17 protein-coding genes are annotated in these 15,798 nt (G+C 64.6%); 7 read left to right on the top strand and 10 right to left on the bottom strand.

Translation table 11 applies throughout. The annotated features are described in order from the left end of the window. Positions 1–9 precede the first annotated feature (9 nt). The 8 genes from AC1ROT_RS10790 to AC1ROT_RS10755 all read right to left on the bottom strand — a co-directional run bounded on the left by AC1ROT_RS10790 (position 10) and on the right by AC1ROT_RS10755 (position 6,103). The gene (locus tag AC1ROT_RS10790; protein ID WP_492973665.1) at positions 10–558 is read right to left on the bottom strand and encodes a GNAT family N-acetyltransferase; all 549 of its coding nucleotides are present in this window, start codon (positions 556–558) and stop codon (positions 10–12) included. Between the two features lie 19 nt (positions 559–577). Next, positions 578–1,219 carry an imidazole glycerol phosphate synthase subunit HisH gene (gene hisH, locus AC1ROT_RS10785; protein WP_492998961.1) on the bottom strand — a complete coding sequence of 214 codons (642 nt, stop codon included), beginning with the start codon at positions 1,217–1,219 and terminating at the stop codon, positions 578–580. A gap of 13 nt (positions 1,220–1,232) precedes the next feature. Further along, positions 1,233–1,691 carry a DUF2628 domain-containing protein gene (locus AC1ROT_RS10780; protein WP_492998960.1) on the bottom strand — a complete coding sequence of 153 codons (459 nt, stop codon included), beginning with the start codon at positions 1,689–1,691 and terminating at the stop codon, positions 1,233–1,235. Positions 1,692–1,700: 9 nt separating this feature from the next. Then, a complete protein-coding gene (gene hisB, locus AC1ROT_RS10775; protein ID WP_492998959.1) occupies positions 1,701–2,291 on the bottom strand; it encodes an imidazoleglycerol-phosphate dehydratase HisB in 591 nt (196 codons plus the stop codon). Between the two features lie 111 nt (positions 2,292–2,402). Further along, positions 2,403–2,876: a hypothetical protein gene (locus AC1ROT_RS10770; RefSeq protein ID WP_492973661.1), complete on the bottom strand. Its 474-nt coding sequence runs from the start codon at positions 2,874–2,876 to the stop codon at positions 2,403–2,405. A gap of 258 nt (positions 2,877–3,134) precedes the next feature. Next, positions 3,135–4,094 carry a VOC family protein gene (locus tag AC1ROT_RS10765; protein WP_492998958.1) on the bottom strand — a complete coding sequence of 320 codons (960 nt, stop codon included), beginning with the start codon at positions 4,092–4,094 and terminating at the stop codon, positions 3,135–3,137. A gap of 31 nt (positions 4,095–4,125) precedes the next feature. Beyond that, positions 4,126–5,124 carry a zinc-dependent alcohol dehydrogenase family protein gene (locus AC1ROT_RS10760; RefSeq protein WP_492998957.1) on the bottom strand — a complete coding sequence of 333 codons (999 nt, stop codon included), beginning with the start codon at positions 5,122–5,124 and terminating at the stop codon, positions 4,126–4,128. Positions 5,125–5,128: 4 nt separating this feature from the next. After that, positions 5,129–6,103 (bottom strand): Bug family tripartite tricarboxylate transporter substrate binding protein, encoded by a 975-nt coding sequence (locus AC1ROT_RS10755; RefSeq protein ID WP_492998956.1) that lies wholly within the window; start codon positions 6,101–6,103, stop codon positions 5,129–5,131. A gap of 156 nt (positions 6,104–6,259) precedes the next feature. Between AC1ROT_RS10755 and AC1ROT_RS10750 the strand changes: the two genes are divergently transcribed. The 3 genes from AC1ROT_RS10750 to AC1ROT_RS10740 all read left to right on the top strand — a co-directional run bounded on the left by AC1ROT_RS10750 (position 6,260) and on the right by AC1ROT_RS10740 (position 8,492). Beyond that, positions 6,260–6,961: an FCD domain-containing protein gene (locus AC1ROT_RS10750; RefSeq protein ID WP_492998955.1), complete on the top strand. Its 702-nt coding sequence runs from the start codon at positions 6,260–6,262 to the stop codon at positions 6,959–6,961. 76 nt (positions 6,962–7,037) lie between these two features. Beyond that, positions 7,038–7,904: a fumarylacetoacetate hydrolase family protein gene (locus AC1ROT_RS10745; protein WP_492998954.1), complete on the top strand. Its 867-nt coding sequence runs from the start codon at positions 7,038–7,040 to the stop codon at positions 7,902–7,904. 9 nt (positions 7,905–7,913) lie between these two features. Continuing rightward, positions 7,914–8,492: an amino acid synthesis family protein gene (locus AC1ROT_RS10740; RefSeq protein ID WP_492998953.1), complete on the top strand. Its 579-nt coding sequence runs from the start codon at positions 7,914–7,916 to the stop codon at positions 8,490–8,492. A 4-nt stretch (positions 8,493–8,496) separates the two neighbouring features. Here AC1ROT_RS10740 and AC1ROT_RS10735 read toward each other — a convergent pair whose 3' ends face one another. Further along, a complete protein-coding gene (locus AC1ROT_RS10735; RefSeq protein ID WP_492998952.1) occupies positions 8,497–10,806 on the bottom strand; it encodes a methyl-accepting chemotaxis protein in 2,310 nt (769 codons plus the stop codon). A gap of 516 nt (positions 10,807–11,322) precedes the next feature. Between AC1ROT_RS10735 and AC1ROT_RS10730 the strand changes: the two genes are divergently transcribed. Both AC1ROT_RS10730 and AC1ROT_RS10725 read left to right on the top strand, forming a co-directional pair. Next, on the top strand, positions 11,323–11,775 hold the full coding sequence (locus AC1ROT_RS10730; RefSeq protein ID WP_492972215.1) for a helix-turn-helix domain-containing protein: 453 nt from the start codon (positions 11,323–11,325) through the stop codon (positions 11,773–11,775). 282 nt (positions 11,776–12,057) lie between these two features. Continuing rightward, positions 12,058–12,774 (top strand): hypothetical protein, encoded by a 717-nt coding sequence (locus AC1ROT_RS10725; RefSeq protein ID WP_492998951.1) that lies wholly within the window; start codon positions 12,058–12,060, stop codon positions 12,772–12,774. A 9-nt stretch (positions 12,775–12,783) separates the two neighbouring features. Here the strand turns inward: AC1ROT_RS10725 and AC1ROT_RS10720 are convergent, their stop codons facing one another. After that, on the bottom strand, positions 12,784–13,653 hold the full coding sequence (locus AC1ROT_RS10720) for a hypothetical protein (protein ID WP_492972217.1): 870 nt from the start codon (positions 13,651–13,653) through the stop codon (positions 12,784–12,786). Between the two features lie 273 nt (positions 13,654–13,926). Here AC1ROT_RS10720 and hslV point away from each other — a divergent pair, with 273 nt between their 5' ends. Together hslV and hslU are read left to right on the top strand one after the other, a co-directional pair. After that, a complete protein-coding gene (gene hslV / locus AC1ROT_RS10715) occupies positions 13,927–14,481 on the top strand; it encodes an ATP-dependent protease subunit HslV (RefSeq protein ID WP_492972218.1) in 555 nt (184 codons plus the stop codon). Continuing rightward, positions 14,478–15,794 (top strand): ATP-dependent protease ATPase subunit HslU, encoded by a 1,317-nt coding sequence (gene hslU / locus AC1ROT_RS10710; RefSeq protein WP_492972219.1) that lies wholly within the window; start codon positions 14,478–14,480, stop codon positions 15,792–15,794. Before hslV ends, hslU begins: the two co-directional genes overlap by 4 nt. The last annotated feature ends 4 nt before the right edge of the window (positions 15,795–15,798 follow it).

The following is a 15,798-nucleotide window of genomic DNA, read 5'->3' as shown; positions in this document are numbered from 1 at the left end:
GCGCTCATATCAAAGCCCCAGCAGCGGCTTGCTGTAGAAGTAGCCTTCCACATAATGGCCGTCGACGAAGGCGTAATGCGGCTTGACGCCCCAGCGGCGATAGCCCGCACCTTCGGCCAGCTGGATCGCCGCGGCCTGGGTGGCGCGCATGTCGAGATCGATCTGGCGGTAGCCGGATTCGCGCGCCGCCTCTTCGGCAAAGGCCATCAGTCCGCGCGCCAGGCCATGGCCGCGCGCCCAGGGCGCGATGAAAAAGGTGGTGACCTGCACGCTGTGGCCCTGGGCCTCGTTGTTGATCGAGGGCCGCAGCAGCTGAGTCGAGCCGACGATGGCGCCATCCAGCCGGGCCACGAACAGATCGCGCTGCGGCATCAGCAGCACGCCGCGCCAGTAGCTTTCCAGGATGCGGCGCGCCGGCACCTTGAGCCAGCCGAAGCCGTTGCCGTCGATGATCGCCTTCTCGGCGGCATCGGACAGCTCGTCGATCTCGTCATCGCTCAGGCTGATGACCTTTTCGACCAGGGCATTGGGCTTGATGTCTTTCAGTCCGGCATTCATGGCTTCGGTTCCTGATCCATTACGGACGCCAGCGCAGGAAGTTCGCCAGCAGGCGCAAACCCGTCGCCTGGCTCTTTTCCGGATGGAACTGGGTGCCGACCATATTGTCGCGTCCGAGCATCGCCAGCACCGGCCCGCCATAGGCGGCATCGGCCAGCACCACGGCGCGGTCGGCGGGAATCATGTGATAGCTGTGGACGAAATAGGCGTGGGTGCCGGTTTCCAGCCCGGCCAGCACCGGATGGGGCTGACGCAGGTTGAGCTGGTTCCAGCCCATATGCGGCACCTTCAGGCTTGCATCCGCCGGCTTCAGCAGCTCGACCGCACCGTCGATCCAGCCGAGGCCTTTATGCTCGCCATGCTCGCGGCCGAGGGTCGCCATCAGCTGCATGCCAACGCAGATACCGAAGAAGGGTTTCGCCTTGCGGATCACCTGTTCGTTTAGCGCCTCGATCATGCCATCAAGCGCATTGAGGCCGCGATAGCAGTCGGCAAAGGCGCCCACGCCGGGCAGCACGATGGCATCGGCGGCGACCACATCCGCGGTCTTTGCGGTGACGCGCAGGTCGAGCGCAATCGCATTCTCGTCGGCCGCGCGCTGGATGGCTTTCGCCGCCGAGCGCAGGTTGCCGGAGCCGTAATCGATCAGGGCCAGCTTCATGACAATAACCGCATCATGACAATAAACGGGGGAAGGCGTCGGTGCTGCCGCGCATCGGATACGCCTCCGCCATATAGGCCGGGGCCGCCGCCGGAACGATCGCATGGCGCCCGTCGTGCAGGTGACGCAGCTCGGCTTCCTCGGCATCCGCCGCGCGCAGCACGCCGACCATGCGCCAGCCGTGGCGACGCAGCGTCCAGCGCCGGTAGTCATGGGCCATGGCGCCGATCAGCAGGCTGAATGCGATGCCGATGGCGCTGGCGGCCGGATCGGCGATATCGCCGAGTTCGAGCGCGATGCCGAAGGCGGCGCTGAAGATCATATAGGCGAGCAGGCCGAGCCAGAGGCGGTGGCGCAGCAGCCAGAGCGGCGGCAGCACGGCGGCCCACCAGCTGAAGCCGGTTTTCACGGCCAGCAGTTCGGTATCGCCACCGGCTTTGCCGGGACGCTCATGCAGGGTGAAGAATCGCATGAGTGCCCCTTAGAGCTTGCCTTTGGTCGTCGGCAGCGCGTGGGGGCTGCGCGGATCGACGGTGAAGGCCGTGCGCAGCGCGCGCGCGAGGCCCTTGTAGCAGCTCTCGACGATATGGTGATTGTTCTCACCATAGAGATTCTCGACATGCAGGGTGATGCCGGCATTCTGTGCGAAGGCCTGGAACCACTCCTTGAACAGCTCGGTATCCATGTCGCCGAGCTTGGGCTTGGTGAAATTCACCTTCCAGATCAGATACGGACGGTTGGAGATGTCCATGGCGACGCGGGTCAGCGTCTCGTCCATCGGAATCAGCGCATCGCCATAGCGCATGATGCCCTTGCGGTCGCCCAGCGCTTTCGCCACGGCTTCGCCGATGGCGATGCCGGTATCTTCAGTCAGGTGGTGGAAATCGATATGGATGTCGCCCTTCGCCTGGACCTCGAGGTTCATCAGGCTGTGGCGCGACAGCTGCTCCAGCATGTGGTCGAGGAAGCCGACGCCGGTCGAAACCTTGTAGACGCCGCTGCCATCGAGATCGAGCGTGACCGCGATCTCGGTTTCATTGGTTTTCCGGGCAATGCTGGCCGTACGGGCCATGGGACGCTCTCCTTGCCACTGCCCCGCCAGGGGATGGGCGGGAACGGGCGCGGTATAGCAGGAACCGGAACGGGTCGCTACCGGGTTTGACGCCCCGGAACCGGTCCCGAGTCAGTGCCGGGTTGGCGGGCGCACGACCTCGGCCGGGGGGCGGAACTGGGCCGGCGGATCGGGTGCCGCATGGCGGGCCGCCATGCCGGCGGTGGCGGTGCGATATTGGGTCAGTTTGGCGGTGAAGGCGCTCAGGTCCGGCAGCGGCATCCCGATGATGCGGCGCTCGACCGCTTCGAGATCGACCAGCAGCGGCCGGATCAGGCCCAGCTTGATCACCGGCGACACCCCGTTGAGGCAGGCCAGCGGCAGATCGGCAACCATGCGGTTGAAGTTGCGCATCACCCGTTCGCCGCGGGTTTCGGCGATTTCGCCGCGGGCATTGCGGGCCTCGCCGCGCAGAGTCGCCACCGCCTGCTGCAGATTGCCCAGCGTGGTGAGCCACTGGCCGGTGCGGGCCGGGTTGTCGATCAGATCGGCCGGCAGGGGGGTGGCCTGCAGCAGTACCAGGGCCTTGCCGAGACGGTCGCGCATGGCGGCGTCAGGCCTTGGCCGGGGAGGGCATGGAAGCAGGCATCACGGGTAAATCGATTGGCAGACGGATCATAAGGCGCGGGAGGATGCGTTTTTCCTGCGGCCAGCACGGCTACAGCGGCTTCTGAATACCAGATTAGCCGCCGATCTCGTGTTTGGCGAGCAGAAAGGAACATTAGTACCTCCCTACAGATAGGTGAAGCATACTTTTGTAGTCACGATCACGATTTCCCTCAGCCGGCCCGGACCGGCCTGCGGTCAGCGGCTGGCGGCGTCGCGAAAAGCCTGGGGCGCCTGGCTGCCCCATTGCGAGCGCAGCCCTTTGCTCTTGGGGTGCCGCCGGTATTCGTGGGTGCTGTTCAGCATATCGGTATCGGTCCAGTGCTCATGCACCCGGCCCCAGGGATCGCGCCAGTAGTCGAAAATCTGGCTGCCCAGCGTGTGGCGGCCGAGACCCCAGAGATGCAGATCGGGATATTTCGCCAGCAGCGCTTCATGGCCGACGGCGAGATCGTCGAAATCCTGCACCTCGAAGGAGATGTGGTTGAGACCCGCATTCTGGTGGCGGCCGAACATCATCACATGATGATCCACATAGGTCTCGCCGGCATCGACGCGGTTGAAACTGGCGAGCATCAGGCCAGGATCATCCTCGGCATGCACCTCGTCGGAGGCGACGATGCCGAGATGATGCCGGGCCCAGGCAACCGACTTCTCGACCTCGGGCGTGCTGATCACGGCGTGACCGATGCGCTTGACCTGCGAAGGCCGGTTGTCGACACGCAGCAGGTGACCGGCGCGCTGCTGCTTGTCATGGCCAAAGTTGAAAGCATTGGTCTGTACCGGCAGGGCCGGTGCCGCCGCCACGCCCCAGACCACTTCCAGCCCCATGCCGTTATGTTCGGACAGCCGGACGCGCTTGCCGCCACCGGGTTCGTCGATCGATTCAACCGCCGAGGCGCCGGCGGCTTCTTTCGACAGCTTGTGCAGATCATCGAGCGACCGCGCCCAGAAACCGATACGCAAGACGGCTGGGTCGCCCTTCTCGGTGATGTGGATGTGATGCGACGGATCGGTACCGCGCATGTAGAGCGCAGAAGCCGTGCGTTCGACGCGCGTCATGCCGAAGGTGGTCAGATAGTCTTCCTGCTGATCCAGGTCGGGAGACCGCAGCCTGATCCAGGCGATGTCTTTGATGCGGATAATCGGTTCGGCCATGGTTACCTCACGAACTGCACGGTCTGCCGCGTCACGGCGACAGCAGGATTTTACCGAGCGAGTCACCGCGCTCGATCAGGCGATGGGCTTCGGCGGCCTGCGACAACGGCAGGCGCCGGCCGATCGCCGGCCGGATCGCCCCGGATGACAGCAGGGCGATGACCTCGGTCATGATCTGCCGCCGCAGCGCCAGATCGCCATCCAGCGTATGCATGGAAAAGCAGCGCAAGGTCAGGCTTTTCGACAGCAGGGCGCGCATGGTGGCGAACACGTCCTGTTCAGGCAAGCCGGCGATGGCGTTGAAGGAGATCAGCGTGCCCCAGGGCGCCAGCATCTTCAGGCCGTCGGTCAGCGCGGCACCGCCGACATGGTCCAGAACCAGATCAACACCGGCACCGCCGGTGAGATCCAGCACGCGCGGCAGCACTGCTTCGGCCTTGTAATCGATAATATGATCGGCGCCCTGGCGCCGTGCGAAGTCTGCCTTTTCAGCCGAGCTGACGCTACCGATCACGATGAGGCCATGATGCTTCGCCAGTTGCACCGCGGCGCTGCCGACGCCACCGGCCGCGCCGGCGATGAAGACGCTGCGCGGCTTGCGGTCGCCGCCCTGCAGGGCCAGGCGCAGCATCGACCAGGCGACCTGGTAATTCGGCAGGCAGGCCGCAGCATCGAGATCGATATGGGCCGGCAGCGGAAACGGGGCCTCGGCCGGCACGGCCAGAGACTCTGTATAGCAGCCGCCACGCTGCGCCAGCTCGCGCGCCGTCACCAGAACCTTCTGACCGACGCTGAGCGCCGTCACACCATCGCCGATCGCCGTGACATGACCGCTCATATCGCTGCCCGGGCTGGTCGGCAGCGGCGGCATCCACTTGTAGACGCCGGTGCGGATCAGGACATCGGGCCAGCCGACGCCGATGGCCTCGGCCCGCACCACGACTTCGCCGGGCCCCGGCCGGGGCGTCGGCACGTCTTCGACCTGCAGAACCTCCGGCCCGCCGGTGTTGCGGATGATGACTGTTTTCACGTTCTCATTCCTGTTGCGGAATATTCGCCTTCTTGATCACATCGGTCCAGCGCGCGGCTTCGGCGGCAACCATCGTTTTCATCGCCTGCGGCGTGCTGCCCTGCACATCGCCGCCGACCACTTCCTCAAGCCGCGCCTTCACATCAGGCCGCGCCAGCGACTGCTGCACGGCGGCATTGAGCTGCGCGATGATCGGCGCCGGCGTGCCCTTGGGCGCGAACAGGCCGGCCCAGGTGCGCACATCGAAATTCGGCACGCCGCTTTCCGCCACGGTGGGCACGGTGGGCATGCCGCGGAACCGCGCCGGCGACGACACCGCCAGCGCCTTCAGCTTGCCGGCATTGAGCTGCGGCTGCACGGTCACTGTGGTGGCAATGATGATCGGCAGCTCGCCGCTGAGCAGGCCAGTGAAGGCTGCAGCCTCGCCGCGATAGGGCACATGATTCCACTGGATGCCGGCGACCGAGGCGAGCAGTTCGCCGGTCAGGTGATGGGTCGAGCCGACGCCGGCAGAGCCGTAATCCAGCTTGCCCGGATTGGCCTTCGCATAGGCCAGCAGTTCGCCGATGCTGTTGGCGGGGAAATCCGGCTTTGCGGCAATGGCGAAGGCGTAATAGACGACAGTCGAGATCATCTCGAAGCTGTCGACCGGATGGAACGGCAGGCTTTTATACAGGCCGGCCGAGACCGCATGGCCGCCGGTGGGCAGGCCGATGGTGTAGCCATCGGGCGCGGCATTGGCGACGGTGCGCGAGGCATTATTGCCGCCGGCACCCGGACGCTGCTCGACGATGATCGGCTGTTTCAGGATTTCCGACATCGGCTGGGCCAGGATGCGCGAGATCGCGTCTGCCGTGCCGCCGGCGGCGAAACCATGCACCAGACTGATCGGGCGGGTGGGATAGTCGGCGGCCTGGACCGCGCCGGCCAGAAAGACGGTCGCCAGCAGGGTGCCGGCAAAGCCTGCAAATTTGCTCATCGGTGTTCTCCCTAAGGTTTTTTGCGGTTTACCGGCCAGAAAATGAAACTTTCTGCATCGGCAGCCGTACTTAATGTTTGCATTAAGCATCGTTTTATGCATAATGTCTACAAGAATGCACAGCACTGAAACCGCCGGTCCTGCATAGGCTGAGCCATGATCGCCCGCCCCGAAGCCGAACCCACCCTGGTCGAGAAGGCCTATTCCCTGCTGCGCCAGACCATCGTGCGCGGCGAACTGCTGCCCGGCGACAAGCTGAAGATCGATGTGCTGCAGCGGGAATACGAGTTTTCCAGCAGCCCGCTGCGCGAGGCGCTGAACCGCCTGACCGCGGAAGGCCTGGTGGTGGCGGAAGGCAATCGCGGGTTCCGCGTGGCGCCGGTGTCGCTGGAAGACCTGCAGGACATCGCCGCCCTGCGCGTGGTGCTGGAGCGCGAAGCTGTTGAAGCCTCCATCGCCGATGGCGGCGACGACTGGGAGGCGCGCATCGTCGCCGCCTTCTATCGCCTCGAGCGCGAGGAAAAGCGCCTGTTCGATGAAACGCTGCCGCTGAACGAGGAATGGAGCCAGCGCCATCGCGACTTCCACATGGCGCTGCTGTCAGGCGGCAAGTCGCAGCGCCTGATCAACATGTGCAACAGCCTGTTCGACCAGGCCGAACGCTATCGCCGGCTATCCGCCATTTATCGCACGGCCAAGCGCAACAAGAGCGACGAACACCGCAAGCTGATGGACGCCGTGCTGTCGCGCGACCCGGTAAAGGCGGCTGCGCATCTGCGCGAGCATGTGATGAAAACCGCCGCCAATGTCGCCAATGCCATGCAGGCCCGGCAAACCGGCGAAACCGTGACCTCGTAACACCACTCATCCAGTCATTGCCGCGCGGCCCTGCAATGACAGTGTGGCCGCGCGTATCATCAGGGAGACACCATCTATGAAACTCGCATCCTTCGCCCATCAGGGCCGTGAATCCTGGGGCGCCGTGCAGGGCGACAGGATCGTCGATCTGGGCCGACATTTCGGCGGCAGCTATCCCACGCTGGCTGATTTCCTCGGCGGCAAGGATTATGCCGGGCGCGATGCCATCGTGGCCGGCCTCAAGGCCGAATTGGCGCTGCAGGACGTGACCCTGCTACCGGTGATCCCGCGCCCGGAAAAGATCGTCTGCCTGGTGCGCAACTACATGGATCATCACCAGGAGGTGCTGGCCGCCGGCATGCATCGCGAGCTGTCGGAGTTTCCGCCGATCTTCCTGCGCGTCTGGCGTTCGCAGGTGGCCCATGGCCAGCCGATCATCCGCCCGAAGGTATCGGAGCAGCTCGACTGGGAAGGCGAGATGGCGCTGATTATAGGCACGGGCGGCCGTCATATCGCCGAGGCCGATGCCTACAAGCATATTGCCGGCTATGCCTGTTACAACGACGCCAGCATCCGCGAATGGCAGTTCCATGCCAAGCAGATCGCGGCGGGCAAGAATTTCCAGGGCACCGGCGCCTTCGGTCCCTGGATGGTGACCGCCGATGAGGTTCCGGAACCCGAGAATCTGAAACTGGAGCTGCGTCTGAACGGCAAGACCGAGCAATCCTCCAACACCAGCAACCTGATCTTCAAGATTCCGCGCATCATCAGCTATTGCTCGACCATCTTCGACCTGGTGCCCGGCGACGTGATCGTCACCGGCACGCCGGCCGGCGTGGGCTGGAGCCGCAAGCCGCCGCATTTCATGAAACATGGCGATACGGTGGAAGTGGAGATCGAGAAGATCGGCGTTCTGCGCAACCCGGTCGTCAACGAAGCCTGAGGTTCGGCCATGTGGAAGGTTCGCAAATTCGTCACCAATGTCGAGGACGTGCTGCACGATCACGGCCCTGACCTTGCGAAACCGCTGCGGATCGGCACGGCGGCTGTCGTTGTCCAGAATCCCTATGCCGGCCGGTATGTCGAAGACCTGATGCCGGGCATGGAGGCGCTGAACGAACTGGGCCGCGAAGTGGCGCGCCGCCTGCTCAAGGCGCTGGATGCCAAGCCGGCGGAGATCGAGGCCTATGGCAAGGGCGCGATCGTCGGCGCCGACGGCGAACTGGAGCATGGCGCCATGTGGCATCCCTCGGGCGGCTGGGGCATGCGCGCGGTGCTGGGCGATACCAAGGCGATCGTGCCCGCCGGCAAGATGGTGGGCCCGGTCGGCGTGCGCCTGATGATGCCGCTGGGCCATGTGAACGCCGCCTATGTGCGCTCGCATTTCCATACGGTGGGCGTCAGCATCGACGATGCGCCGCGCGCCGATGAAATTGTCTATGCGCTCGGCATGGCCACGGGCGGCCGGCCGAATGCCCGGCTCGGCGGCCTCGCAGCCACCGAGATCAAAGGCATCGACGGCCTGCGCTGACGGGTCAGGCGACCCGGAAGCGCTGCACCAGCGCGCTCAGTTCGGTGGCCTGCTGGGCCATGGCCTGGGCGGAGGCATTGGTCTCCTCGACCAGCGCGCCGTTGCGCTGGGTCATCTCGTCCATGTTGACCACGGCACCGTTGACCTCTTCCAGACCGCGCGACTGCTCGGCACTGGCCGCCGCGATCTCGGCCACGATGTCAGACACCTTCTTTACCGCCGTCACGATCTCGGTCAGCGAGCTGCCGGCCTGGTTCACCAGGGCCGCGCCGGACTTCACCTGCGCGTTGGAGGCCGAGATCAGGCCCTTGATCTGCTTGCTGGCATCGGCCGAGCGCTGCGCCAGGGTGCGCACCTCCTGCGCCACCACGGCAAAGCCCTTGCCGGCCTCGCCGGCTCTTGCCGCTTCGACCGATGCATTGAGCGCCAGCAGGTTGGTCTGGAAGGCGATCTCGTCGATCAGGCCGACGATATCGCTGATCTTCTGGGCGCTGCCCTCGATCTCGCCCATCGCCGCAACCGCCTGGGTCACCACCCCGCCGCCCTTCTCCGCCGTGTCGCGCGCCACCCCGGCCAGCTGATTCGCCGCCTGGGCATTGTCGGCATTCTGCTTCACTGTCGCCGTCACCTGATGCATCGAGGCGGCCGTCTGTTCCAGCGCCGCCGCCTGGCTCTCCGTCCGGCTCGCCAGATCCTGGCTGCCGGTCGAGATCTCCGCAGACGCATCGCGCACCGCGGCGGCGCTCTGCGCGATCTGCGTCATCGCATCGGCCAGCGTGCTGCCGGCCATGTTGACGTCGCCCTGCAGCTTGGCAAAGACGCCGTTATATTCTCCGTCCACCCGGCGCGTGAGATCGCCGGCGGCCAGACCGGCCAGCACGCCGCCCACCGCACCGATGGCGCCGCCGATGGCATCGAGCAGCTGGTTGATGCCGCTGCCGAGCCGCACAGCCACTCCGCTCAAGGGCGCCGTGTCGATGCGGCGGTCCAGTTCGCCGGCCGCCGCCGCCGACACGATCTCGCCCACCGCACGGTCGAGCAGCGCTTCCTGTTCGGCGCGGGTCTGTTCGGCCGATCGGCGTTCCGTCTCCACCTCGCCACGCAGGCGCTCATTCTCGGCGCCATTCTCCTTGAACACGGAAACCGCCGAAGCCATGCGGCCGATCTCGTCGCCGCGCTGCAGGCCCGGCACCTCGGCGCCGTAATCGCCCTGCGCCAGCCTTGCCATCGCATCGGTCAATGCCGTAATCGGATTGGCGATGTTGCGGCCGATCAGCCAGGCAAAGACGATGCCGACGGCGAGCGCGGCCAGCGACATGACCAGAACGGTGGCGAAGGTGGCGTCGAACGCAGCGGTCGCGCCGCTGCGCTCGGTCTGCAGCGTCGCATCCTGGCTGCTGCGCACCTGCTCGATACGCTCGGCGATCTGCGCGATATCCTGCTCCATCTCCTGATAGACGAGACGGTTGATGTCGGCGGCGGCACCCGCCGCGTTAAGGATGCCGGCCTCATACTGTTTGGCGAAGGTTTCGGCCTCGGTCGCCAGCGCCTTCAGCTCCGCCTCGTCTTCCAGCATGATCTTCAGGTCTTCGATCATGTCGACGAAAGTGCCGACCTTGCCGCGCGCCTCGGCCGCCATCGCCATGTCGCCCTGGCCGATGAACCGCGTGGCGGCGATGCGGATTTCCGAAAACGCATCCAGCACCAGGCCGGATTCCGTTGCGGTCATGAAATTCTGTTTCTTGTTCGCGGCCTTGATCAGCTGCATCAGGCTCTCGCGGGCGCGCGGGCCGTAAACGTCGAGCTGGCTGCTGCTGATCGCCTTGAGCTGGTTGCGCGCATCCAGCGCCAGCGCCAGCTTGGAAAACGTGCTTTTCAGCAGTGGCACCGTTTCGGCCAGCATGGCCTTGCGCTGCGGATCGCGCACGCCGGCCACCAGGCCATCCAGGGCTTCGGTCATGCGCGGCTCCAGCCGGCGCACGCCGAGCAGGCCGCGCGGATCGTCGCGCTCGATGAACAGCAGCAGATTGCGGCGCAGATCGACCAGATCGCGTTCGAAACCATAGAGCCGCTGGTTGTTGCCGGCGATGCGGTCATAGGTGCTGAAGGCGACGACGCCGCGCTGGATGCCGTAGACGGCGGCCGCAGCCACGATCGTCAGCAGCAGCAGCGCCGCCGCAAAACCGATGGCGATGCGCAGCCGGATGCCAAGCCGGCCGAACCAGGCGACCAGCGGCGGCACGCGGCGCGGATCGCGGGCCGGCGGTGCTGCATCTTCAACGGGAAGAGCAAGGGACAGCTCGGAAACAGCCATAGGATTCTCCATGGGCGAAGCAAGGCGCGACAGCCATGGCGCGCCTAATGTTGCGGGTGGGATCAGGCGATGGGGTGAGGGCGGCCGATGCGGGCGCGACAGGGATCGGCGACGCAGAACGAAAAACGCATCAAAGCTCCTACTCCTCGGTACGGGACGGCAGCCGTGCGTCATCTCACGGTGCGGTTTGGGTCTTGCCCGTTCCGGCGTTCCCCCCAAGGAACCGCGCCAGCCTCGCGGTACACGCGAGCAGGGTCAAGCACGATCCTGAAGCGCAGGTTATCAAAATTTTACAAAGTGACGACCGTCTGGCACGGCGCAATGACGCCATGGTTGTTTCTGACTTAAGCCATTCTCGCTGCAAGCGGATTTGACTTCTTGGAGAAGGTATAAGTTATGGAAATCGCCCGACTTTGCTCCGGGCCGCAAAATGCAACCGGGTAGAAGCCCCTGGCGAGTGGTGGTAAAAACACTACATCAAACAACAGCAGAGACTCACCCGTGATGGAGAAGCTTATGCGTAAACCGAACCCATACGACGCCCATGTCGGGGCACGGCTGCGCGCTTGCCGCACTCTTGCCGGTTTCAGCCAGGAGCGCCTGGGTACGTCCGTGGGCCTGAGCTTCCAGCAGATTCAAAAATACGAAAAAGGCCTGAACCGCATCGGTGCCAGCCGCCTGCAGCAGTTTTCGCAGATTCTGAACGTGCCGCCGTCCTACTTCTTTGAAGACATGCCGGGCATCGAACATCAGCCCAGCGTGCGGCCCGAACATTCCGTCGTCTCCGAGATCGAGCAGGATAAAAGCCCGGTATCGCGCCGCCAGGCGCTGGAGCTGGTGCGCAACTTCGGCAAGATCACCGACCCGATGGTGCGGGACCGCATCTTCCAGCTGATCAAGGCCGCCGCCACCTCCTATAGCGGCAAGGAAGAGGGCGAAAGCGAAGAGACCCCGGCCGTCGAGGCCTGATCCTTCACACCATCCGTTACTAAAAACCGGGCCGGTTCATGGCCCGGTTTTTTTGTGCCCGGCGGCCTTCGGGCTACAACCTCCGTTGTCAACAAACTGGGAACATTAACCATAATGGTGTATACTCCGTCGTGCTAACCACAACTGACGGAGGTCATGATGACCATTTTCTCGCGCTTCCCCGCGCCGCCGGCGATTCACGCCCGCAGCCCGGTGCATCCCCGCCTGCCTGACCAAATTACGCTGACGCATGGACCGCGCCCCGAATTGGGCGCGTTTTTTTTGGCCGCCGACAAAGCCGCCCGCGACCGCGGCGTCTATCTCACCCTGAGCACAGACTTCGAATTGCTGCGCGAGGTGAATGCCCGCAACCAGGGCAGCTGGCACGGCCTCGCGCCCAGCTTCGACTGCGCCTATGGCGGCATCGACAAAAGCTGCGGCTTCTGGCTGATCGGTCGCGATGAAGATGACGTCATCGTCAGCACCCAGGCCGCGCGCTTCTTCGATACCGGCACGGAAACGCTGCGCGATTACCTGCAAAGCCTGAAGCTGTTCTATCCCCGCCCGGACGAGCAGAAGCTGCCCGAGGAAAGCTGCGATGCCGACAGTCCCGGCGCCGCGCTGATCCGCGGGGCCATGGTCTATTCCGGCGGCACCTGGATTCATCCGGACTATCGCAAGCGGCAGATGCCGATGATCCTGCCGCGCATCAGCCGTGCACTGGCGCTGACGCTGTGGGACACGCAATACACTTTCAGCATGGTCAGCCATGCGCTGGTACAGAAGGGCGTGGCGAAGGCCTATGGCTATCGCAATATCGAACCGGGCATCCGCTGGATGAACGCACCCGGCGATGTCCGCCTGGACGGCACCCTGGTGTGGATGGATCGTGCCGAGCTGCTGGCCGACCAGCAGCAGTTCGACCGCCTGCTGGAGCGCGACAGCGCCCCACGCATGCCGACGCAACCCGCAGCGCCGCTGCAGGTGGCGGTGCACTGACGGAACAGATCAGCGCTTGGCGTCGGTGACGTCGAGCGGAATGGAAATGTTCTGGTTGAGCAGGGAGCTGCCGGTGAGAAGAATTCCTTCTGTCGGCAGCTTCCAGCGCAGAATCACACGCTGGTAGCGGCGCCGGCGCGGATCATGGCCGGGCTGCTCGATGATAGCGTCGATATCATCGATCTGCGGATCGCCCTTGTCGAGCGCCTGCTTGTAGGCCTTTGCCACCCACTGGCCATAGGCGCGATCAGGCTGGTCGTCGATCCGCCGCCGCCGCATTTCATGGAAGGAGAAATTGTCGTAGACGGTGAAGCCGGTGCCGCTGTTGTCGACATACAGCTCGCCATCGTTGCCGGGCTGGATGCGCACGGTGCGATCCTGTAGCCCGGTGCTCTGCAGGTAGCGGTGCACCGGTTCGGAATAGACGCCATCGACAAAGCGCCACAGTTCGAACAGGCCGCTGAGTTCGGCATGGGCATGATAGAGCCAGTCGCGCGGCGCATGGGCCTGACGGATGAACTGGTCGCGCATGCGCGCCTCGCGCATCGGCGCCACTTCTTCCATGCGGGCCAGCAAGGGCTCTGCCGCCACATAGGCCTCTTCCAGCCAGCCGCTGGCATAGAAAACCAGCGCCACCGGCTTCTTGGCGACCGCGCGCATCAGATAGGGCTTGAGGGTTTCGAGCGCGTCGCGGCTGACCATGCCCGCGCGAAACTGCAGGAAGGTTGCCGCTTCATCGACCAGCAGGGAGACAAAACCGAGATTGCGCGTGGCGTAGGACGCGAGATCAAAATCGGGATCGCTATAACCAAGCTGTTCCGCCAGCGTCGCGGACGGCCAACGCCACCATTGGCCCTTCGGATCGATCAGGTAGTTCATTCTGACACCCCCACCAGCCTGCCTGTGCCGGTGTGGGGGAATTTTAGGGCAGCCCGGAGGAAGAGTCGAGGGGACCGCCTGCACGCCACTTCGCGCGGTCGCGAAAGTTGCATAGACTGGTGGTTGTAGGATCTGCAGCATCGCGCGGCGACATGGGCCCCTGCCGTCGCGGCAGCACCCTTCAAACTGTGACGGATGTCGGATTTTCGGCACCTTGCGTGCGCGACGCCGCCTTCCTACATGAAACGGCATTCCGAGGTTGAGGTTTCCGACATGAGCAGTGAAGACCGCGTGCCGACCTGGCACGGCACCACAATCCTTGCCGTGCGCAAGGGCAGCCAGGTTGTGCTGGCTGGCGACGGCCAGGTCAGCCTGGGCCAGACCGTCATCAAGTCGAACGCGCGCAAGGTACGCCGCATTGGCGACGGCTCGATCCTGGCCGGCTTCGCCGGCGCCACCGCCGATGCTTTCACGCTGTTCGAGCGGCTGGAAAGCAAGCTGGAGCGTCATCCCGGCCAGCTGATGCGCGCCTGCGTCGAACTGGCCAAGGACTGGCGCACCGACCGCTACCTGCGCCGCCTGGAAGCCATGATGGCGGTGGCCGACAAATCAGTATCGCTGGTGCTGACCGGCACCGGCGACGTGCTGGAGCCCGAAGACGGCCTGATCGCCATCGGTTCGGGTGGCAACTATGCGCTGGCCGCCGCCCGCGCGCTGATCGATCGCGACGACATGGATGCCGAGGCGATCGCGCGCAAAAGCCTGAACATCGCTGCCGATATCTGCGTCTATACCAATCGCAACGTCATTGTTGAAAAGCTGCCATGACCTCGTTCTCGCCCCGCGAAATCGTTTCCGAACTCGACCGCTATATCGTCGGCCAGCACGACGCCAAGAAGGCGGTCGCTGTGGCGCTGCGCAACCGCTGGCGCCGCCAGCAGCTGCCCGAGGCCCTGCGCGATGAAGTGCTGCCGAAGAATATCCTGATGATCGGCCCGACCGGCGTGGGCAAGACCGAGATCTCGCGCCGTCTGGCCAAGCTGGCCAATGCACCCTTCCTTAAAGTCGAGGCCACCAAGTTCACCGAAGTGGGCTATGTCGGCCGCGATGTCGAGCAGATCGTGCGTGACCTGCTGGAAGGCGCGCTGACCATGATCCGTGAGCGCAAGCGCAAGGACGTCTCCGCCCGCGCCGAACTGGCGGCCGAGGAGCGTCTGCTCGATGCCCTGGTCGGCGAGAAGGCCAGCGTCGAGACGCGGCAGAAATTCCGCAAGATGCTGCGCGAAGGCGAGCTCGACAAACGCGAGGTGGACATCGAACTGAAGGATGGCGCCGGCGGCGGCATGCCGATGTTCGAGATTCCCGGCATGCCGGGCGCACAGATGGGCATGGCCAATATCCAGGACATGCTGGGCAAGGCCTTTGGCGGCATGCGCGGCAAGCCGCGCAAGGTGCAGGTGGCGGACGCCATGACGGCACTGACCCAGGAAGAAAGCGACAAGCTGGTCGACCAGGACAGCCTGGTGAAGGATGCCATCACGGCGGTGGAGCAGAACGGCATCGTCTTCATCGACGAGATCGATAAGATCTGCGCGCGCAGCGAATACCGTGGCGGCGGCGATGTCAGCCGCGAAGGCGTGCAGCGCGACCTGCTGCCGCTGATCGAGGGTACGACCGTCAACACGAAACACGGCACGGTAAAAACGGACCATATCCTGTTCATCGCTTCGGGCGCCTTCTCGGTGGCCAAGCCGAGCGACCTGCTGCCTGAGCTGCAGGGCCGCCTGCCGATCCGCGTCGAGCTGAAGGGCCTGACGCGCGACGACTTCAAGCGCATCCTGACCGAACCGGAGGCCAGCCTGCTGAAGCAGTATACGGCCCTGCTGGGCACCGAGCAGGTGACGCTCGCCTTCACCGACGATGCCATCGATGCCCTGGCCAAGATCGCCGCCGAGGTGAACGAGGGCGTGGAGAATATCGGCGCCCGCCGCCTGCACACGATCCTGGAGCGCGTGCTGGAAGAAGTGAGCTACAGCGCCACCGACCATGCCGGCCAGACCGTCACGGTGGATGCGGCCTATGTGACACAGCGCATCGGCGATCTGGCCAAGAATGCCGACCTGAGCAAATACATCCTGTAAGGCT

This window comes from Ferrovibrio sp. GW821-FHT12E11, from assembly GCF_058806975.1.
The sequence above is the reverse complement of the archived record's forward strand: the minus strand, read 5'-3'. Positions and strand labels throughout refer to the sequence as shown.